The 18,622-nt window shown below is 68.5% G+C and carries 18 protein-coding genes and 1 pseudogene; 6 read left to right on the top strand and 13 right to left on the bottom strand.

Annotated elements, in window-relative coordinates:
* The first annotated feature begins 266 nt into the window (after positions 1-266).
* A complete protein-coding gene (locus tag ABD52_RS01220; RefSeq protein ID WP_047890467.1) occupies positions 267-731 on the top strand; it encodes a GNAT family N-acetyltransferase in 465 nt (154 codons plus the stop codon).
* A gap of 53 nt (positions 732-784) precedes the next feature.
* On the opposite strand, the gene ABD52_RS01215 is transcribed toward ABD52_RS01220, so the two are convergent.
* The gene (locus ABD52_RS01215) at positions 785-1,255 is read right to left on the bottom strand and encodes an NUDIX hydrolase (protein ID WP_047890466.1); all 471 of its coding nucleotides are present in this window, start codon (positions 1,253-1,255) and stop codon (positions 785-787) included.
* A gap of 90 nt (positions 1,256-1,345) precedes the next feature.
* Between ABD52_RS01215 and cutA the strand changes: the two are divergent.
* A pseudogene (gene cutA / locus ABD52_RS40510) lies at positions 1,346-1,681 on the top strand (divalent-cation tolerance protein CutA).
* A gap of 88 nt (positions 1,682-1,769) precedes the next feature.
* On the opposite strand, the gene ABD52_RS01205 reads toward cutA, so the two are convergent.
* The 5 genes from ABD52_RS01205 to ABD52_RS01185 form a co-directional block, all read right to left on the bottom strand.
* On the bottom strand, positions 1,770-2,684 hold the full coding sequence (locus ABD52_RS01205; RefSeq protein WP_047890465.1) for a PfkB family carbohydrate kinase: 915 nt from the start codon (positions 2,682-2,684) through the stop codon (positions 1,770-1,772).
* Positions 2,681-4,060, bottom strand: coding sequence for a helix-turn-helix transcriptional regulator (locus ABD52_RS01200; RefSeq protein ID WP_047890464.1), 1,380 nt, complete (start codon positions 4,058-4,060; stop codon positions 2,681-2,683). The genes ABD52_RS01205 and ABD52_RS01200 overlap by 4 nt, the downstream gene beginning before the upstream one ends.
* A gap of 208 nt (positions 4,061-4,268) precedes the next feature.
* Complete coding sequence (locus ABD52_RS01195; protein WP_047890463.1) at positions 4,269-4,886, bottom strand: AAA family ATPase; 618 nt, start codon at positions 4,884-4,886, stop codon at positions 4,269-4,271.
* A gap of 11 nt (positions 4,887-4,897) precedes the next feature.
* The gene (locus tag ABD52_RS01190; RefSeq protein WP_047890462.1) at positions 4,898-6,871 is read right to left on the bottom strand and encodes an ATP-binding cassette domain-containing protein; all 1,974 of its coding nucleotides are present in this window, start codon (positions 6,869-6,871) and stop codon (positions 4,898-4,900) included.
* 145 nt (positions 6,872-7,016) lie between these two features.
* Positions 7,017-7,499, bottom strand: a complete 483-nt coding sequence (locus ABD52_RS01185) for an NUDIX hydrolase (protein WP_082171162.1) — start codon at positions 7,497-7,499, stop codon at positions 7,017-7,019.
* Positions 7,500-7,726: 227 nt separating this feature from the next.
* Here ABD52_RS01185 and ABD52_RS01180 point away from each other — a divergent pair, with 227 nt between their 5' ends.
* Genes ABD52_RS01180 through ABD52_RS01170 form a run of 3 tightly spaced genes read left to right on the top strand, consistent with a single transcriptional unit; the run spans position 7,727 to position 10,309 of the window.
* Positions 7,727-9,064: a helix-turn-helix transcriptional regulator gene (locus ABD52_RS01180; protein ID WP_235437294.1), complete on the top strand. Its 1,338-nt coding sequence runs from the start codon at positions 7,727-7,729 to the stop codon at positions 9,062-9,064.
* Positions 9,061-9,771, top strand: a complete 711-nt coding sequence (locus ABD52_RS01175; RefSeq protein WP_047890459.1) for a 2'-5' RNA ligase family protein — start codon at positions 9,061-9,063, stop codon at positions 9,769-9,771. The genes ABD52_RS01180 and ABD52_RS01175 overlap by 4 nt, the downstream gene beginning before the upstream one ends.
* Complete coding sequence (locus ABD52_RS01170) at positions 9,737-10,309, top strand: NUDIX hydrolase (protein WP_235437293.1); 573 nt, start codon at positions 9,737-9,739, stop codon at positions 10,307-10,309. The genes ABD52_RS01175 and ABD52_RS01170 overlap by 35 nt, the downstream gene beginning before the upstream one ends.
* A 131-nt stretch (positions 10,310-10,440) precedes the next feature.
* On the opposite strand, the gene ABD52_RS01165 is transcribed toward ABD52_RS01170, so the two are convergent.
* The 6 genes from ABD52_RS01165 to ABD52_RS01145 all read right to left on the bottom strand — a co-directional run bounded on the left by ABD52_RS01165 (position 10,441) and on the right by ABD52_RS01145 (position 16,239).
* Positions 10,441-11,832, bottom strand: a complete 1,392-nt coding sequence (locus ABD52_RS01165; RefSeq protein ID WP_047890458.1) for a UDP-glucose/GDP-mannose dehydrogenase family protein — start codon at positions 11,830-11,832, stop codon at positions 10,441-10,443.
* A 180-nt stretch (positions 11,833-12,012) separates the two neighbouring features.
* Positions 12,013-12,627, bottom strand: coding sequence for a GTP cyclohydrolase II (locus ABD52_RS01160; protein ID WP_047890457.1), 615 nt, complete (start codon positions 12,625-12,627; stop codon positions 12,013-12,015).
* Positions 12,624-13,502 carry a class I SAM-dependent methyltransferase gene (locus ABD52_RS01155; protein ID WP_235437292.1) on the bottom strand — a complete coding sequence of 293 codons (879 nt, stop codon included), beginning with the start codon at positions 13,500-13,502 and terminating at the stop codon, positions 12,624-12,626. The genes ABD52_RS01160 and ABD52_RS01155 overlap by 4 nt, the downstream gene beginning before the upstream one ends.
* Positions 13,499-14,305, bottom strand: a complete 807-nt coding sequence (locus ABD52_RS40505; RefSeq protein ID WP_235437291.1) for a hypothetical protein — start codon at positions 14,303-14,305, stop codon at positions 13,499-13,501. Before ABD52_RS40505 ends, ABD52_RS01155 begins: the two co-directional genes overlap by 4 nt.
* A gap of 9 nt (positions 14,306-14,314) precedes the next feature.
* Positions 14,315-14,788 carry a hypothetical protein gene (locus ABD52_RS40500; protein ID WP_235437290.1) on the bottom strand — a complete coding sequence of 158 codons (474 nt, stop codon included), beginning with the start codon at positions 14,786-14,788 and terminating at the stop codon, positions 14,315-14,317.
* Positions 14,785-16,239, bottom strand: a complete 1,455-nt coding sequence (locus ABD52_RS01145) for an NAD(P)-binding protein (protein WP_152748164.1) — start codon at positions 16,237-16,239, stop codon at positions 14,785-14,787. Before ABD52_RS01145 ends, ABD52_RS40500 begins: the two co-directional genes overlap by 4 nt.
* A 368-nt stretch (positions 16,240-16,607) precedes the next feature.
* Here ABD52_RS01145 and ABD52_RS01140 point away from each other — a divergent pair, with 368 nt between their 5' ends.
* Entirely contained in the window at positions 16,608-17,342 is a 735-nt protein-coding gene (locus tag ABD52_RS01140; RefSeq protein WP_047890456.1) for an HAD family hydrolase, read from the top strand.
* Here ABD52_RS01140 and ABD52_RS01135 read toward each other — a convergent pair.
* Positions 17,339-18,607 (bottom strand): helix-turn-helix transcriptional regulator, encoded by a 1,269-nt coding sequence (locus tag ABD52_RS01135; protein ID WP_047890455.1) that lies wholly within the window; start codon positions 18,605-18,607, stop codon positions 17,339-17,341. The genes ABD52_RS01140 and ABD52_RS01135 overlap by 4 nt on opposite strands.
* Positions 18,608-18,622 lie beyond the last annotated feature (15 nt).

The following is an 18,622-nucleotide window of genomic DNA, read 5'->3' as shown; positions in this document are numbered from 1 at the left end:
CTTGATGCCCGAACCTACCGGGCTACTCGCGAGGCAACCAGACCCGTAGAGCGGTCGTTGCCCCAGGCAGCCGCCGTCAGTAAGCATTCGCACAGACGATCGAAGGAACGGCGATGCAGGTGTTCGCGTCGGGAGGATCGGTAGGAAACCCCAAGCGCAGTGGCCGCCGGCTGCGGCGGGAGACGATCTGCTGGCTGATCCCGCTTACCCCGCGTGCATGGTGCCGCGTCAGGCAAGGTTTGCCTCGCTCCTGTCAGACTGCTCGGGTGATCGTCAGACTTGCGGGAGAGCAAGACTTCCATGGTTTCCTTGGCCTGGCGGCCCAGGTCGAGTGCTGGTTCGGCCCGATGACCGAGGATCTCGGCTTCCATGACGCTGTCCGCAAGCACGTTCGCCGGTCCACGGCGATCGTCGCTGTCGCCTCGGGGCCGGATCTCCTGGGTGGGCTGTTGTTCGCGGCGAAGGCCCCGACCTACCACGTCCACTGGCTTGTCGTATCTGAGCAGGCACGGGGAAAGGGCGTCGGCCGTGCGCTGATGGCGGAAGCGATGCGCCGGTTCGTAAAGGGCCCCGGCACCCTTGAGGTGGTCACCTTCGGGACCGATCACCCTGGTGCCTCCGTCAGCGGTGCACGTGTCTTCTACGAACGCCTTGGATTCACCCCTGCCGAGGCCGTCGATCCCGGTCCGGAAGGCGGTTCCCGGCAGGTCTTTCGCCTGGCCGTCACCTGACTCACGCGACGTTGGCCCGGGACGTCCTCCGGCGGTGCAGCGCCCCTCCTTGTTCAACCGATGTATGGCGTCGCCCGTTCCTTGAGGGCGTGGTCGATACGCAGCCGCATCGAGGGGTGGATGTCCAACTGGTTGAGCTCGGCGGGGTTCACCCAGCGGACCTGACGCGACTCGCTGGAGGTCCCCAGTTGCCCGCCGATGGGCCGGGCGGTGAAGCAGATCGAGAACTGCTGCCGTACTTCACCGTCGTCATAGGCCATCACGTGGCGGGGGTTGCTATATATCCCGACCAGGCCGGTGACCTCCACCTCGATGCCGGTCTCCTCGCGCACCTCCCGCACCACCGTGTCGGAGATCGACTCGCCGATGTCGTGGCCACCGCCGGGTAGCGCCCACAGGTTGTTGTCGGTGCGGTGGATCATCAACAGCTCACCGCGCTGGTTACGCACCGCCGCCACAACCGACGGCACCACACTGTTGGCAGCTGGCGCACTGGGGTCGTTGAAGTAGTCACGGCGTGCCATCCGTCATCTCCCGTCGAATGCGGCTACCCGCGCATCGATATCGCAGTGAGCTCCGCCTAGCTCAGCTGCACCCTGAGTAGGGTCAGCTTCATGAATGAGGTCCTGTATGTGTATACCGCTGCGGGCAGTCTGGAGGTCGCGCGGCGGTTGGTGCAGGGCGCGGTGCGGGAGCGGTTGGCGGCTGGCGGCCAGGTCGTGGGGCCGGCCGAGTCAGCCTTCTGGCATGAGGGGTCGTTTGGCACCGGCCAGGAGTAGCAGGTGGTGCTCAGGTCCAGCGCCGGAGCGTATCCCCAGTTGGAGAGCTACCTGAGGAAGCATCACGAGTGGTCCAACCCGGAGATCGTCGCGCTGCCAGCGGTCGCTGGTTCACGGCCGTACCTGCAGTGGGTGCGCGGTGTCACCGAAATCGCCGATGAGGGTGGATGAGGCGGCTGCCCTACAAGGTGACGCCCACCGGTAGACCTTGTCTCGACGCTCGGTCGAAGGTGAATGGCAGCGACTGAGCAGCTGCCCTTCAGCGAGGGCCTCCGCCAGCGGAGTTGGTGTGTCGGATGTGAGCGCCGCTGTGCCCGACGGCGTGGGAGCCGGCGTGGACGGCGGCGGTGATGGCGTCGGGTAGCGGGGTATGGCGGGCGAGGTCCAAGGCAAGAGAGCCGAGGAAGGCGTCGCCGGCTCCGGTGGTGTCGACGACCGGGACGGCAGGTGCCGGCACGGTGCCGGATCCATAGGGGTGGGTGAAGGCGGCACCGTTGGGGCCTGCGGTGACGACGACGGTACGGGGGCCGAGGCGTTGCAGTGCGGCGGCGGAGTCGAGCGGGTTGCCGGCGGTGGTGCGCAGGATGGCGGCGGCTTCGTGTTGGTTGACCACGAGGACGTCGAGTTCCGCGAGCAGCCGGGGGTCGAGGTCAGGGTTAGGAACGAGATTGCCAATGACGATCGGCGCGCGGCGGTGGCTCAGCAGTGTGGTTACGGGCTCGGGTGGTAGGTCGAGCTGCACGATCACGGCTTCCGCAGCGAGGCCGGCGGTGGCTCGGTGCATGTCGTCGGTGGTGAGTTCGGTGGCGGGTGAGAGTGCGAGGGTGATGTAGCTTTCGCCGTCTGGGGTGACCTCGATGATGGCCGCTCCGGTGGTGGCGTCGGGGACGAGCCGGACGCGGCGGGTGTCGACCCTGGCGTCGGTTAGCGCTGTAGTGATCTGGTGGCCCCAGGTGTCCGCGCCGACGTTGGCGATCAGGGCGGCGCGCCCGCCGTGGCGGGCGGCAGCGATGGCCTGGTTGAGGCTTTTGCCTCCGGCGTTGGCAGTCAGAGGCGAGCCGATGGCGGTGCGGCCGGGTCGGGCACGGTGGGGCACATGGATGGTCAGGTCGATGTTGGCCCGGCCGACGAAGGCGGCATCGACCCTGCCACCGGCGCCGCTGCTGTCGGTCACGAGGTCGCTGTGGAAGCGGCCAGGGCGGCATGTAACTGCTGCACTGCGGGCTCGGTGGGAAACGCCGCGAGCTGGCGGCCTGCGATCGCGACCTCGCGTTGGATGCGTGCCGAGCGGGTGAGGTTGGCCAGGTTGAGCGCGGCGAGGGCGGCGGCAGCGGCCAGCTCGGGTTCATCAGCGGCGGCGTGGGCGACGGCGGTGCGCGCCAGGTAGCGGCCCCGTTCCCGTCGGTAGGTTTCCGGCCACGCGTCGAGAGCCTCGCCGAAACACCGGACGGCGACGCCGGGGCGACCCAGCCGAAGCCAGCCCTCGCCCTCCTGCGCGCTGATGTACGCCGTGGTGCAGAACGCACCGAGCCCACCGCTGTCTGTTCCGGTGGCGGCAGCGAGGTGGTGGGCCTCGTCGATGGCGGCCCGGAACGAGCCGGCGTCACCTTCGACCGTGTGCCCGTGGGCGCGTTGCACCGCCGCGAACGCGCGCACCTGCTCCCGGATGCTGCCAGCGCGCTCGGCGGCACGGGCGAGCCCGAGTACGCGGTCCTGGTCGGCGGCGTCGCTGGCCCGCTGTGCCATGCGAGCGAAAACGTAGGCGGTGAACTCCATGTCGCCGGCTTCTTGGGCCATGGTCAACGCTTGGGCGAGCCACCATTCGCCAGCGTCCCGGTCGCCCAGATCGTCGCTGAGCCAGCCGGCGAATTCCGCCCACCGAGCCTCGGTACTCAACAGCGCGTCGCGCAGGCTGCCTCGTGCGGCTCGGCGGTAGTCGGCGATGTGACCGAGCTGCTGTCGGGCCGTGGGAAGGATGGCCGCGGCGCCGACCCGGTTGTCGGATTCCACGAGCACCGACCGCAGTGCCGCGAAGTGCTCCACGACAGCCGGATCAACCTGCGCCGCCCGTGTCGCTGAGGGCAGCGGTTCCGCACTCGACAGGGACGCCACCACACTGCCGGGGACCGCCTGCAGGAGAGCCCGGCGGCTGACCTGAACGTGCCGTCCTCGCCCGTCTGCCACAGTCATCACGATATCCGCCTCCCCTGCGGGCTGGCCGTTCGTGTCGGTCACCGGGGTGGTACCGGCCGCGGTCAGAGCGGTGGTGAATGCTGCTGTTCCCCTGGCCCGGCGGTACTTCTGCTCAATGGCCACGACCCGGTCGTACCCGGCGGTGAGGGCACCGTCGGTGTCGAGGACCTCGTCACAGCGGTTCCAGAAGGCCCGGTCTGGGTGCTGGCGCCCGACTTCGGTGTTCGCGATTGTGCTGCGGCCGGTAAGGATCCTGGGCGCCAGTGAGTGCTGGGTGTGGCCGGCCGCCTTGCGGTACGCGGCCAATTGCTGGCCAAGCGCGCGCCACGCTTCGCTCACCTCGTTCGGGCCTGCCACCGTCGCCTCCCGGGGCCATCGCGCCTCGGCCGGCTGAGCGAGATGACCGAGCGCTAGCCAGAGGCGGTCTTCGATGTAGATCGTTACCCTACCGTGCGGTCGTGGCTGCGTAGGTCGTCTACCCGCCGTTGCTGGTCGAGGCTTGCCCCGCCTGGCAGTGGCCCGCCACGGCCAGGCGGGGGCGTCAGACCTGTGCGGGTGCGCTTGGTCAGCTGGTCGTCGCAGCGGCGGGCGGGGTGTCGGCTTTGCGGGCGCAGTGTCGGCAGCGTCGTGGGCAGGGCGTTTGTGGTATGGCGCTGATGAGGCCGCTGGCCTGCAGGATCGTGGTAACCGTCTGCTCGAGGGTCTGGGGTTCGGGGATGGTGGTTTCGCCGGGGACCTTGAGTACGTCTCGGTGCGTGTACCAGCGGCGCATCTCGTCGGGGGTGACGGGTATTGGCTCGTCTCGGTTGAGGTGGCGGCGGATGGTCTCGTCGATGGAGACGTCGAGGTAGAACACGGCGACCGGACCGGGGTGTTGGTCGATGAGCTGGTGCAGCACGGGGGCGTAGCGTTCGGTGTGCAGGATGCCTTCCAGGATGACGTGGTAGCCCAGGTCGAGGGCGGTGCGGGCGGTCGCGGTGATGAACGCTGGGGCTACCGGGTCGATGTGGGCGCTGTCATGTTCGCGGAGCAGGGTTCTGCGCAAGTAGTCCTGCTCCAGCAGGGCAGCCCCGCGTCCATAGCGGCGTCGGACCTCGCGGGCGGCCGTGGTCTTTCCGCTGCCGGAATTGCCGCGGATGATCACCAGCGTTGGGGCGAGATCGGTAGCGTGCGGTTTGTCCATCTGGTGGTCCTTCAGGCGGAGGCGGGTTGGCGGGGCAGCGTCGGAGTGTGCGCGGTGGGGCTGTCGTAACCGGCGGCTTGGAGGGTGAACAGCTCGGCGTACCGCCCGTCGGCGCTCATGAGCTGGTCGTGGGTGCCGGCTTCGACAAGGCGGCCGTGGTGCAGGACGTAGATGCGGTCGGCGTGGCGGACGTTGGCGAGCCGGTGGGTAATCAGGATGGTGATGCCGGTTCCCTGCCGGTCGCGGATGGCCTGGAACAGGGCGTCCTCGGCGCGGGGGTCGAGGGCGGAGGACGGTTCGTCCATGATGAGGACGTCGGCGTCACGCAGGAAACCGCGGGCGGCGGTGATGCGTTGCCACTGGCCGCCGGAGAGATCCTGGCCGCCGGCGAAGGTCCGGTCGAGCAGCGTCTCGTACCCGTGGGGCAGGTCGGTGATCATGTCGTGGGCGACCGCGCGGGCGGCGGCGGCCTCGATCCGGTCCTGCTCCGTCGTGGTGGTGATGTCGCCGATGGCGATGTTGGTGGCGGCGGTGAACGGCCACTTGTGGTACTCCTGCGTCACGACGCCGATCCGGGCCCGCAGAGTGTCGGTGCCCCAGTCGTCGCCGGGCCGGCGGTTGTAGCGGATGGTGCCGCTGGTGGGGGTGCGGAGAGTGGCGATCATGGTGGCCAGGGTGGACTTGCCGGAACCGTTCTCCCCGACGAACGCCACAGTCTGCCCGGCGGAGATGGTGAGGGTGACCCGGTCGACGGCCGGGGTGTCGCGGTCGGGGTAGCACAGGCTCACCGCGTCGACGGCGATCTCCCGCAGCCGCTCCGCGACCGGCGCACCGGCGGCCCGCTCGGTGGGCGGTGGCAGGTAGTCGGCGGCGCGGGTCATGAAGCCGGTGTAGTCGCGGAAGTGCTGCCCCTCGGTGTAGACCCGGTCGACCTGGAAGGTCACCACAGCCAGCGAGCGTTGCGCGGACTGCACGGCGATCACACAGGTCGCGGCGGCGGCGAGCGGAATCTGACCGTCGACGAGCAGCAGGCCGAGCAGGACGTAGACCACGGCGGTGGCGATCCCGCCGATCATCGCGCCGACGGTGGTGGTCGTGGTGACCCGGCGGGCCAGGGCGAGTTGGATCCTCGTCTCGACGCTCATGACCCGGTCGTACTGGTCGAGCAGGAACTCGCGCAGCCCGTAGGAGCGCAGTTCGGGAGCGGAGTCACGCTCGGCCATCAACCGGTGCAGCAGCCACAACCGCCGCCGGCGGACGGATCCGGCGGCGTACGTCTGGTAGCGCAGGTGCCCGGCCCGCAGCGACGCCCACCCGTTCGGCACGGTCGCCACCAGCAGGGCGAGCAGCAGCAGCGGGTGGACCACCACCACGGCGACCGCGACGGCGATCACGCCGGCCAGCCCGGCGAGGAGGTTCATCGACGCCTGGACCAGGGCGGTGGTGGAGTTCGCGCCGCGGGAGGCGCGTTCCATGTCGTCGGCGAACGCGTCGGCGTCGAAGGCCTCCAGCCGGACGGCGGTGGTCACCTCGAACAGGCCCCGTTCCACCTCCCGGTCGACCTTCGGGGTGAGGCCGTTCTGCGCGTACCCCATGGCGGTGGCCATGCCGGCGCGCAGCGCGGTGGCCGCTGCGAGCGCGGCCAGCGCGGGCAGCGCGGCGGTCACCTTGTCGGCGGTCGGCCCGCCGGCGAAGAGTTCCACCAGCACCCGCTGCGCCGCGAGAAGCCCGAACGCGGACATCACCCCCGCGGCCACCGTCGTCGCCGCCACCACCGACGTCCGTACTCGGTCGGCGCGCCAACTCACGACGAGCGCGGCCCAGACCAGGCGAGGTAGTTCGGAGAAGACGGCGAACAGGCCGGCTTGCGCTCGCGCCCGCACGCCGGTCTCCCACCACACCTCCCGCAGCTCCGGCAGCACCGAATCCCGCTGCGGTGGCGCGGGAGGAGCGGGCGTGCGGTCGGGGTGGTCGGTTTTCGGCATGGCGGTACCTCCCGAAGGTGAGCACGGTGGGCGGTGGTGGTGTCGCGATGCAAACGGCCGGAGCGGCAGTGTCCCGTTGGCGTTCCCGGCGGGCGCAACCGACGCTTCGCCGTTCCGGGAGGCGCCCCGGTCGGTGGGCCTACGGTCAGGTGACTCGGACGCCGTCTTCGAGGTAGTAGCTGCACCCGTCCGCACGGGCGTGCAGCGCCTCGGTGATCCGGCGGTTCAGCAACGGCGGTAGCCGCTGGGCGGCCTGTGGCGGGTCGGAGAAGGCCCAGCCCTTCAACTCGCCGGGCGGCACCACGATCCGTTCGTGCACGCGGCCTCCGAGCGTGCCGCCGTCGTAGAGGACCATGAGGCCCTCGGTCCGCCCGGCGCGGGCCGGCACCCAGTCCACAACGAGCATCCGACCCGGTGCCAGGTCAAGGCCGAGTTCCTCCCGGCATTCCCGGATCGCGGCCTGGTACGGCGACTCGTCAGCCTCCACGCACCCACCAGGGATCTCCCAGCCGGCCTTGTAGACCGGCTCGACCAGCAGAACCCGATCGTCCGCATCGGTGATCAGCAGCCCTGCGGCCATCCGCTTACGGGGCAGGCCAGCGGTGACGTCGCCGCGTTCGGAGGGCATGCAGGGACCGTAGGACGCCGGTCGGTCGACACGCCCGCAGCGCCGTGCGCCGACATTGTCGGCAGATGCCGACACAACTCCGACACCACATCCACTCCGTCCGCGTTATGGCCCGCGCCGTTGGAGCCAGCGCCGTGAGCTGGGCATTCATCACCCGCAGGCAACTGCGGAAGGGAGTCCCGAGGGTGCAGAAGTGTCACCGGGAGCAGCTACGGTGTCGGCTCATCGTGACTGCGGCACCGGGGGTGGCAGCGATGGTCGACCACGACGAGATCGCCGCCGCTCGCCGCGCGCTCGGTCGCCACCTCGCCCACCTGCGTAAAGACGCCGGCCACACCCAGCACGGGCTGGCCCGGCTCGTGCAGTACGGGCGCAGTTCAGTAGCGAACACCGAGACCGGCCGCCAACATCCCGAGCGGTCCTTCTGGTCCCGCTGCGACGCGGTGTTGCGCACCGGTGGCGTGCTGACCGCCGAGTACGACCGCATCGCCGACCTGGACCACCAACACCGCCACCGCCCGGCGCCCCCACCCGCTGACCCCGGCCCTGCCACCGACGCGGCAGCCGTGTGGTGGGAGCACGAGGAGCGCATCACCGCCCGCCGGTCCGCGCTGACCGTAACGGCCGATGACGACGCACGGCTGGCGCACCTGGAGCACGAAGTGCGGCAGGCGATCAGTGACAACGAGCGACTCCCGCCGGCCACGCTCGTGGCCCGGCTGCGTCCGCTGCGGGTCAGCGTCGACCAGCTGATGGTGGCCCGGCAGCACCCGCCGCAACGCGCCCGGCTCTACTCCGCCGCCGCCCACCTGTCCGGGCTCCTCGCTGCCCTCGCCCTGGACCTGCGAGCCTTCCCGGTCGCGCACGCCTACGCCGCCGAAGCCTTCGACCTCGCCTACGCCGCTGGGCAACCCGACACGCAGGCCTGGGCCCGCGCCACCCAAAGCCTGGTCGCCTACTACACCGGCAAGCACCGCGACGCGCTCGCCTACGCCGAAGACGGCCTACGCCACGCTGGCGCCGGCCCGCACCTCATCCGCCTAACGATCAACGGGCAGGCCCGGGCGCTCGCCCACCTCGGCGACCGCCGGGGTGTCCACCAGGCCGTGGACCGTACGTTCGCCCTGCTGCCCGAACAGCCGGCGGACGGGCAGGTCAGCACCAGCCTCAGCCTTGGCCCGTACTGCCCGACCCGGGCCGCCGCAAACGCGGCGACGGCCTACCTGGTCCTCGGCGACGCCACCGGCGTCGTCGACCATCTCACCGCCGCTGTCGCGGCGTTCGACGCGGCGCAGCTGCGCGGTCCGCAGGCGCTCAGCCGCCTCGATCTGGCCACGGCCCACGCGCGGGCTGGCGACCTCGACCACGCCGCTGGGCTGGCGCTGGAAGCACTCAGCCTCACCGCCGAGTACCGCTTCGAATCGGTCTACCAACGCACTCGTCAATTCCTCGCCGCCGCTCACCCCTTCGGCCGTCACTCGCGACTACAGGACGTCGCGGACCTGTTCACCGAATTGACGCATCCCGGCAGCGCGGCACCACCGGGCCTACGATCGCCGACATGAGCAGCCGGGAATTGGCCAGCTTGCGGCAGCGGTGGACCGCCTACCGGGACCTGGCCGTACTCACCGAGCACTGGTACTGGCGTCCCGGCTGGCGCGCCGGCCGCCACTTCTACACCTGGCACCTCACCTTCCAGGAACAGCCCGACCTTCACCGCCTCGTCACCGACCTTCAACACCAGCTCCAGTTCCCCGGACTGGACCTGGTGCCGATCGACGGCCTGCATCTGACCATGCAGGGCCTCGGCTTCACCGACGAGGTGCCCGACGGCGACATCGAAGCGATCGTCACCGAAGCCCGGCAACGGTGCGCCGGCCTGCCGCCGCTGGACCTGTCCCTCGGCCCAGTCGACCCCGACGCCGAAGGAATCGGCCTGCTCGTCCGACCCTGGAGCCCCGTCGAACGGGTCCGCGCCGCGATCCGGGCCGCGATCGCTGCCGTGTGGCCGACCGTCCCCGAACCAGCTGACGGGTTCCGGCCCCACGTCACGATCGCCTACAGCGGTGCGCCCGCACCCACCGCCCCCATCCGCGACCGGCTGGCCGAGCTGCGTGACCTGCCGGCAGTGACAGCGACGATCAGCGAGGTGTCACTGATCGCCGTGCACCGGGAACACCACACCTACCGATGGTCGACGCAGGCAACAGCACCCCTGAGCGGACGAGGCCCCCGACATGCTGAAGCGCAGGCAGCTCGTGGCAATCAGTGACTTGGACATCTCAACGGAGCTTTTGGCCTACCTCGAGTGCTATCCGGACGACGCCGTGTCGCTGTCCGAGCCGGTAAAGCTGCTGGCTGAGGGAGAGGGTTTCGCTTCCCGGCGAAACTTCTCGATGCATGTAACTGTCGGTGCTCTCCTGGTCCGCAGCGGCACCGAAGTGCTGCTTGTCGATCACCTGGCCTACGAGATGCCCCTGCAGCCGGGAGGACACCTTGAGCCGACCGACTCCACGTTGATCAGCGCGGCGGTGCGTGAGCTGGTAGAGGAAACCGGTGTTGATCCCAGCGGACTCGTCACAGCATCGCAGATGCCGGTCTACGTCGAGTACGGCAGAGTTCCGGCGCGGCCGGCGAAGGACGAGCCGGAACACTTCCATCTCGACTTCGGCTACTCGTTCTTGACGACGCAGGCGGATGTGGGGCGTATCCAAGAATCGGAGGTGGGAGGTGCGGCGTGGTATTCCCTCTCCGTGGCTGAGCGGCTTGTCGGCCCTCGCATCGCGCGGGCGATGACCGCATTGACATGAGGCGGATGACGGCCCAGCAGCCGTCACGTTTACTCATCGCCGCTCATGCTGAGGCCAGCGGTTGCCCGACCGCGACAGGCAGACCGCCGGCAGAGTCGTACTCCGTCAACTTTGCCAATAGGCCAGGACAATCAGGTCTGGGAGCGCGGGGGGATGGCGGGTGCGGTCATGGTCAGGTATCGGTAGCCGATTTCGGTGAGCCTGTCGGCGTCGAGGCAGTGTCGCCCGTCGAGGACGAGCGGTGAGCGCATGGTGGGGGCGAACTTGGCCCAGTCGAGGTCGCGGTAGTGCGACCATTCGGTGGCGACCACGATGGCGTCGGCGTCGTCGAACACGTCTTCGACGCGGTCGGCGAGGTGCTCGGCCAGGGTGGGCTGTTCGCGGCGGAAGCGATCGGCGGCGACGGGGTCGTGCAGGGTGATCCGGGCACCGCGTTCGAGGAGCAGATTCGCGATGTCGATGGCCGGTGAGTCGCGCAGGTCGTCGGTGTCGGGTTTGAACGCGAGGCCGAGGATGCCGATCTTGCGACCCTTGATGATGTGGAGTTCGTCCAAAAGCCGGTCGACGACCTTGGTGCGCTGGCGGTGGTTGACGTCGCGGGCGGCGGTGACGATCGGCATGGCGAGGTGGTACTCGCTGGCGGTGGCGATGAGCGCTGCGGTGTCTTTGCCGAAGCAGGATCCGCCCCAGCCGATGCCGGGGTTCAGGAAGCGGGGGCCGATGCGGGCGTCGAGGCCGGTGCCGCGGGCGACCTCGCGGACGTCGGCGCCGACCTTGCCGGCGATCGCGGCGATCTCGTTGATATAGCTGATCTTGAGAGCGAGGAAAGCGTTGGCCGCGTACTTAATCAGCTCGGCGGAGGCCAGGTCGGTGGAGACCAGCGGCACGGCGCTCATGCCGGCGGGGCGGGGCAGCACGGTGGGCGGGGTGAAGGACTGGTTGAGGATGGGGCGGTAGAGCTGGTTGAGGAGGTCCAGGCTCTTCTGGTTGTCGGAGCCGATGACGATGCGGTCCGGGTAGAGGGTGTCGGCGAGCGCGGTGCCCTCGCGGAGGAACTCGGGGTTCGAGGCGACGGCGAATCGACCGTCGGGGCGGTGGCCGTGGTGGCGTTCGTAGGCCTCGCGAAGGATCGCGTCGACCCAGTTGCCAGAGCCGATCGGGACGGTGCTCTTGTTGACCACGACGGTGAAGTCGCCACGCAGGTGTTGGGCGACGCTTTCGGCGGCGGACCGCAGGTACTGCAGGTCGGGGTTGCCGTTGTCGAGTTGCGGGGTCTGCACGGCGATGAACACGACGTCGGCGTCGGGTACGCCGACGGCGTATTCGGTGGTGAAGTTCAGGTGGGAGGACGCCTGCTCGAGGAGCGCTTCCAGATGTGGCTCATAGATCGGGCAGTGGCCGCCGCGAAGGGTGTCGATCTTTTGCTTGTCGAGGTCGATGCATGTGGTGTCGTGGCCCAGGAAGGCCAGGCTGACGCTGGTGGTGAGACCGACGTATCCGGTGCCGACAACACAGACCTTCATTGAGCGTTTCCTCTCGCCATGAACGATACCGACGCGTGGTGATCCGGATCCAAAAGTGCCGCTGACCAGCGATTTTCTGTTGCGGCGGTCGGCCGGCTTGAAGGTCGTGGCCCGCCTGCTGCCCGCCGGAATGATACCGACCTGAGGCGGGCGGCGGGTCGGTCGGACCGGACATTCGGGTCAAGAAACGGCGGCCGCTCCGCTGCTGTTCAGATGTCCGAGCAGGGTGTCCTTCTGCCCGAGATAGTCCCGGTTATCGGAGGTGACGAAACCGGAGAGGGGGACACGATCGACGGTGATCCCGGCGGTACGGAGGGCGTCGATCTTGTGAGGATTATTGGTGGCGAGTCGGGCAGAAGTGACGCCGAGCCAGGCCAGGACGCTCGCGGCGGGTCGGTAGTCGCGGGCATCGGTGGGTGCGCCAACGGCGGCGTTTGCGGCAACGGTGTCGTAGCCCTGGTCCATGAAGGTGTAAGCGCGGATCTTGGCAGCAAGCCCGATGCCACGGCCTTCGTGGCACAGCATGTAGAGCAGGATCCCGTAGTCGGATGCGCCGATCATGCGCAGGGATGTGGCCAGCTGGGGGCCGCAGTCACATTTGAGGGATCCGAGCAGGTCACCTGTGGCGCAGGCGCTGTGAATCCGTACCAGCGGATTCTGTTGGCCGGCGGGCTGAGGGCGGTGGACGGCGGCGAGCACCTCCTCAGGGCCGGTCTCGGGGCCGAAAGCATGGAGTTGGAATTGTCCGTACGCGGTGGGGAGGTCACAGCTGGCGAGCCGAACGGTAGTGGTCATCTCGTTTCCTTCGCAGCGGTGCTGTCGGGTGTGGGCTTGTGGGCGATGAGCAGGACGTGTTCGGACATGCCGAGGAGTGAGGGTTCTGCCTCGACCCGGCGGATCGCCCGCAGGAGGAGGTCGCGACGGTGTGGGTCGCGGAGGCGGTCGGCGAGGTCGGGCAGCAGTTTGGCGGCGCCTTCGACCGCGAGCAGGGCGTGCGGGCGCAGGCCTGCGGTGGTGGCTTCTGCAGCGAGACCATTCGGGTTGTGGAAGTAGCCGGTGGTGAACAGCCGTCGATCACCGGTCGGGTTGCGGTGTTGCCCGTCGCGAAGATGTCGGGCCAGGATCGCCTCCACCGCCGGGTCGTCGTAGAGGTTCTTGGCGAGGTACTCCCAGGTGGTGTAGTAGCGGGACGTCGCTGCGGCGGCGACCACGCCGCCTGGGACAAGTACGCGGTACGCCTCGCCCCAGGCGCGGGCGCGGTCAGCGGCGTTGGTGAGGTGATACAGCGGTCCGAGTAGAAGAACTGCGTCGCAGCTGGCGGAGCCGAGCGGCACCTGGCGCGCGTCCCCGCGCGAGATCGAGGCCAGCGGCGACTCGACGCGGGCGGACGTGGTGGCGGCTTGCTCCAGGTGCAGCGGGACAGGGTCCACGAGGTGGACGCGGTAGCCGTCCGCGGCCAGCTGAAACGCGTACGCGCCAGGTCCTCCGCCGACGTCGGCAACAGTTCCGGCTGGGGGAAGGTGGCGGCCCAGGATGTCGCGGGTGCGCAGGTACTCGATGTGGCGGCGCGGGTCGCTCAGGCGTCCCTGCTCGGCCCCGTGTGCGTAGAAGGCGAGGACCTCCGGAGTGATGCTCGCCGATGAGGTCACGTCGGGCGGATGGAGATTCACGCTGCTGCCTCCGGCGCGCCATGCTCCAGATCCGCGAGGAAGCCGTCCTGGAACTGTCGACGCAGGCGGGTCTGCTGCGCCGACATGATCGGGCCGCGGAAGCGGTCGAGGATCGATGCGACGCTGCCGCCGATCGCCGGACTGCTACCAATGGCGCTGAGCAGCTTGAACTGCATTACGAGGTAGACCGGCGGACATTCACGCGAGCTGCCAAGTCGCGCTGGGGACCAGAATCCGAGGTGGTAGTCCAAGCCAGCCAAGGTCAGGCACCGGTTCGCGAGATCCATGTTCGTTCGTAACAGGGCCATCTCGTGGGCGGTGATGTCCCGGAGTAACGCCCTCAGCATCACGAGACCTTGCCGGCCGGGTTCGGACAGCCAGGTGAGGTTGTTCAGGTTCGCCGCGACCTGGTCGGGCGGCAGCAGCCCCGGCCGAGTCCACGGGGGCGACGCCGCCGGGCTGCCGGTGAAGCACTCCCGCAGCTGCGCGTACGCGCCGGTGGCCATCTCATGAAGTTGGACGAGAAGGCGCGCGCAGGCGGTATCGAGGAGGAAGTCCCAGTCCGGAAGAGCGATCTTGAATCCGACTGGGCCACCAGCAGCGGACAGATCTGCGTCGCCCGCGAGGTGGCAGCCGGCTGGCAGCGGCTGCGTACGGGATGCGTCACGCATGACCTGGGCGGCCAGGTGCGCGATGGGGTCCACCAGCGCCCGTCGTCGGTTGAGGTCGTCTACCTCGCCCAGCGGCACGATCGAGGCGTCGCGGTAGGCGGCGGCGGGCCAGCAGTTGAGGTGCCAGTGCATCCGCTTGTCCTACCACTGCCCGTTGTCGCGGTCGACCGTGTACGGGTCGTGGTTCGTGCCGATCATGAGCTGCGCCCCGTCGAGGTCGAACCGGCGCCGAGTCGAGGAGGCGTCGACGTAACCGACGAACTGCCTACAGAACCTCAGCAGCGCCGTCAGCATGGCCTCGGGGACATCGCTGACCGACGACGCGATGACTCTGTCGTCGCCGACCGTGGCAAGCAGCATCATGTCGTAGACGCTGTGCGGGAACGCCTTGTCGATGAACGCGAGCCGGTCCCCGGATCGTCCGGCGGGATATTCGCGCAGGATGTTGGCGCCGTAATGGTCGCGGTAGTGCGGGCTGAGGTTGCGCACGTCCGGTGGCGGCGCGGCGAATCTCGGCATCGGAAGGCTGGGAATGACCGGCAACGTCATCGCCGACGCCGGGTAGAGCGGCCCGAACCGGTCCGCGACCAGGTGACGAGTCGTGACGGCGGTCATGCCGGCATACCGGTCGCGATGGCGTCGCCGGCGGCAACGCCCATCATGGCGGCCTGCACGATGCCCTGGGCGATCCCTGCGGCGTCTCCGACCACGTAGATCGGCAGGCCCCGCACCTTGCAGTCCTCGTCGACCGGGACCCGGTCCCACAAGAACTCGACCTCAGGCCCAATCACGAGAACATCGTCAACAAGGTCATTCACGGACAAGCCTGCGCCGGCGTGGTCCAGGATCGAGCCCATGACCCGGCGGAGGCTCTCGATAAGGCTGAGGTGCTCTGCGTCGGTGAACAAGCTGTCGAGCCGGGCGGTAGTCAAGTCCTTGACGGACGGCTCGAACGTCACTGCCGCAGCCAACTCCGGCCAACGACGCGGCTCGGTCGTCTTGTTCATGAACGCGCGCAGACCCTGCGCCACCGGCCGGCCTCCGCTGAGCCGCCAGTAATCGGACAGGATCTCGTCCCGGACTTCGGTGCTGGTGCCGGGTCTGGCGAGCTGGCACAACAGGCCGAAGTTGGCTGCCAGTGAACGTTCCCCCGGAAGGCGTTCAGTGGTTTCGTGCCCGTCGAGAGTGATCACCTCCCGCCCGAAGGAGCGCTGGTAGTTGGTGAACTTGATCCGACCACCATTCGGGCCGCCGCAGAAACAGAACGTCTTCGTCTTACGGTCCACCCGCTCTAACTGGGTGATCTTCAGATCGGGGTGCTCGACGCCGATCGCGGCCAGCACCTCGGCCCTCGTCTCGAGACGCACGCCGAGCGACATGTCCGGCGCGATCGTCTCCACCCCGAATGCCATGAGGAGGTTGTGAGTGCTGGTCACCCCGTGTCGGCCCGTGGCCAGCACCAGCCGTGCCGTCTCGGCGGTGACGAGGCCACCGTGGGTCGCTACCGTCAGCGTCAGGCGGTCCCCCTCCAGGGCGGCGGTGACAAGTTCCGATTTCTCCCAGACGGTCAGAGCGTCGTTGCGGAAGCCGTGCAGCGCCGTGAGCATGTCCCGAACCTGCGTCTCCCCCAAGACCGCGACCGGGTACTCCCGGATGGCCAGGCCGTTCCCGGCGAAGGCCTTGATGACTGGCGCGCCGAGTCTCGTGCCACTCAGAATGGGCGGCTCTGGCAGTGGAGCGGTCAGGAACTGGAACGCGCGCTCGCACAGTTCGTCCGCGCGGTCCTCACCGAAGTGATCGATCAGGCGGCGGCCGGACGGCAGCAAGCTCAACTTCACCCCGTCTCCGTAGTGCACACAGCCGCCAAAGCCACTGATCACGTTGCAGATCCCGGCGCACCCCGTGCAACGCAGCCCTCGGTCGACCGGGCACGGCCGATTCCGCATCCCCCGCCCGGCCTCCAACAGCAGCACCCGTAGGCCCTGGGCCTGGCGCACGACCTCGTGGGCACAAGCCAGACCACCTGGGCCAGCGCCGACGACGACGACGACGACATCGAAGAACATTGCAGACATTCCTTCCAACAGTCGCAGGCGATCGGGAGTGAACAGCCATCCCCGCCGCCGGACGCGCTGCATGTCCGTGGCTGAATCAGCAAATCGGCAGCAGCCGCGGCCAGCGCGATGATCACCACGTAGGGCAGCGAAGGTGCCGTCCGGACAGCTATGCGCGGACGATCCGCCCGGGGCCTTTCGGGGAAGGCTCACTCACCGTCGCCGACGTCGGGTGTTGTCGGACAGGCATGTCATCGGACTATGACAATCCACCGACACTCGCTGCCGCGACCGCATCCGCCGCTTTGCCTTTCGGTCCGACCGCGAACCCGGAGCGCTCGGCAGGGTTAGCTGCTCGTGCCCGTGCGACGATTGGATCTATGAACCACAGCAGCGCCGGCTTGGTCATCTGGGACGTTGACGGGACGCTCATCCCCGCGGACTTGCGTTGGCTGACGCGCGCGATCGCTCGTGCGTACGGCATCGCGGAGTCCGAGGTTGTCTTCCCTGACAAGAAGGTGCATGGGTATACGGACGAGTCGATCGCCGTGGACACGGCGATTGCTTCGGGCGTGGACCCGTCAGCCGCGGAGGCGGGCATACCCGCCTTCCGTCAGGCCATTGCCGCGGTCATGCAGGAGGGTCGGCAGGAGTTGGCTGAGGTTCAGCCGCCGTATCCAGGTGCAGCGGCGAGCATCGCGAAGCTACACGAACGTGGCTTCATCCAGACCGTGCTGACCGGCAACCTGCGTTCGGCCGCCGAGGTGAAGCTGGACGTGGCGGGCTTGGACGATTTTCTTGATCTTCGCATCGGCGGGTTCGGATCGGACGCGCGAGATCGCTTCGAGCTTCCGGCAGTCGTAGCTCAGCGATACTCCGCGATCTACGGTGATCCGCTCGATTCCGCTCGAGCGATCGTCATCGGGGATGCGCCCAACGATATCGCTTGCGCACGTCACGCCGACTTTCGCGTCGCTGTCGTCGCTCACCGGCTTGGGCGTCGAGAGCTGGCATCCTACGAACCTGACGTGGTACTGGACAGTCTCGACCCGACGACGGTGGTGGCAGCCGTCAGTTCGCTGTTGAGTGCGGGCGGGGCGCCGGCTGCTCGTTAGGCGGCCATCTGCTCCTCGAGTTCGCGGACAAGCGGCTCATCGCGCCATCGGTCCAACCGTTGTCGAGCTCGTTGGGCTCGAGCGATGCCTCGATAGTTTCCACTGGCTTTCAGCTGGTCGTAGGTGGCGCCAAGCAGGGTGCAGGATTGTTCGAGTTCGCCGGCGTCGGCGTAGGCGCTGGCGAGGTCTACGGCTGCCGCCAACGCGACGTTGGCGTTGGCGTGGTCGTGTTGCAGCATCTGTACCGCACTTTCCAGCACGGTCACCGCTTGGTGGGGCTGACCGAGAAGGAGATGGCATGTGCCCGCGTAGACGTGGAGGCGGGCGCTGCTCCAGTCGCTGTAGAGGCCGACACAGTCAGCGGGTGACAATTCGTTGACCGCTTCTTCTGCCCGCTTCAGGGCCGCTGTGGCCTCGCGGGGAAGTCGCAGGGCCGCGAAGGCTTGGGCCTGCTCGGCAGCTACTCGCGCCCGTGCGGGTGGACTGAGATCGGTGGACGCATGGGCGGCCTCATCGAGGAGCCGCAGGCCGATCATGATGTCGCCGTCTGCGTCGATCAGTGTGGCGGCTTCGGAGTGGAGGTTGCTCTCGAAGATGCGTGCTGTTGCGCTGATCCTGCGGCTGCCCAGCCTGTCACCGAGCTGACGGGCATAGGCACAGTGAGCGAGCGCGAGGGCACGGTTGCCCTGCGCGCTCCACAGCCGGCTGGCGACGATCGAGGCTTCGGCGAGCATCGCTCCGATATCAGCGCGAATGGGAGCACGACCCGCTTTGCGGTACAGCGTTGACAGGCAGTCACGGTGGGCCTCGATCAGACCCAGTAGCGCGTCGGGTGACACGGCTTGGCGCTGCTGGGCCAGCATGCTGGTGAGCGTGGAGAAGCTGTTCCACTCGCCCACCAGGTAGTCCGTTCCCGGTGTGCGGGCGAGCGCCTCCGCAGCGGTGGAGGACGAGGGCTCCCCAGCCAGGTGGTACGCCGTAGGGGCGGCCGTGCCGCTCAGCACGTGCCGGTTGCTGGCGAGGCGGATGCGATCGTATTCCCGGACCAGTCTGCCGCCGGTTCCCAACACCTCGTCGCTTCGGGCCCAGAAATCGCGGCCCACGCGCTGCCGGCCGGTCTCCACGTTCGCGATTGTGCTCCGTCCATAGCTCACCTGCGGGGCGTATGCCTCCTGCGTATAACCAGCGGCTTTGCGGCTGCGGGCCAGCATTTGGCCAAGAGCGATCCATGCCTTGGCCACGTCTTGTGGTGGCACGCTCGACATCAGCAGCTCCCGATG

Source organism: Micromonospora sp. RV43 (assembly GCF_001029515.1).
GTDB lineage: Bacteria > Actinomycetota > Actinomycetes > Mycobacteriales > Micromonosporaceae > Micromonospora > Micromonospora aurantiaca.
This window is presented reverse-complemented; position numbering and strand designations above follow the sequence as displayed.

Bases quoted from the DNA above. Each gene is read 5' to 3' on its own strand.
- ABD52_RS01215 (WP_047890466.1), bottom strand. From the start codon at position 1,255: ATGGCACGCCGTGACTACTTCAACGACCCCAGTGCGCCAGCTGCCAAC.
- ABD52_RS01195 (WP_047890463.1), bottom strand. From the start codon at position 4,886: ATGGACAAACCGCACGCTACCGATCTCGCCCCAACGCTGGTGATCATC.
- ABD52_RS01190 (WP_047890462.1), bottom strand. From the start codon at position 6,871: ATGCCGAAAACCGACCACCCCGACCGCACGCCCGCTCCTCCCGCGCCA.
- ABD52_RS01185 (WP_082171162.1), bottom strand. From the start codon at position 7,499: ATGCCCTCCGAACGCGGCGACGTCACCGCTGGCCTGCCCCGTAAGCGG.
- ABD52_RS01175 (WP_047890459.1), top strand. From the start codon at position 9,061: ATGAGCAGCCGGGAATTGGCCAGCTTGCGGCAGCGGTGGACCGCCTAC.
- ABD52_RS01170 (WP_235437293.1), top strand. From the start codon at position 9,737: ATGCTGAAGCGCAGGCAGCTCGTGGCAATCAGTGACTTGGACATCTCA.
- ABD52_RS01165 (WP_047890458.1), bottom strand. From the start codon at position 11,832: ATGAAGGTCTGTGTTGTCGGCACCGGATACGTCGGTCTCACCACCAGC.
- ABD52_RS01160 (WP_047890457.1), bottom strand. From the start codon at position 12,627: ATGACCACTACCGTTCGGCTCGCCAGCTGTGACCTCCCCACCGCGTAC.
- ABD52_RS40505 (WP_235437291.1), bottom strand. From the start codon at position 14,305: ATGCACTGGCACCTCAACTGCTGGCCCGCCGCCGCCTACCGCGACGCC.
- ABD52_RS40500 (WP_235437290.1), bottom strand. From the start codon at position 14,788: ATGACCGCCGTCACGACTCGTCACCTGGTCGCGGACCGGTTCGGGCCG.
- ABD52_RS01145 (WP_152748164.1), bottom strand. From the start codon at position 16,239: ATGTTCTTCGATGTCGTCGTCGTCGTCGTCGGCGCTGGCCCAGGTGGT.
- ABD52_RS01140 (WP_047890456.1), top strand. From the start codon at position 16,608: ATGAACCACAGCAGCGCCGGCTTGGTCATCTGGGACGTTGACGGGACG.
- ABD52_RS01135 (WP_047890455.1), bottom strand. From the start codon at position 18,607: ATGTCGAGCGTGCCACCACAAGACGTGGCCAAGGCATGGATCGCTCTT.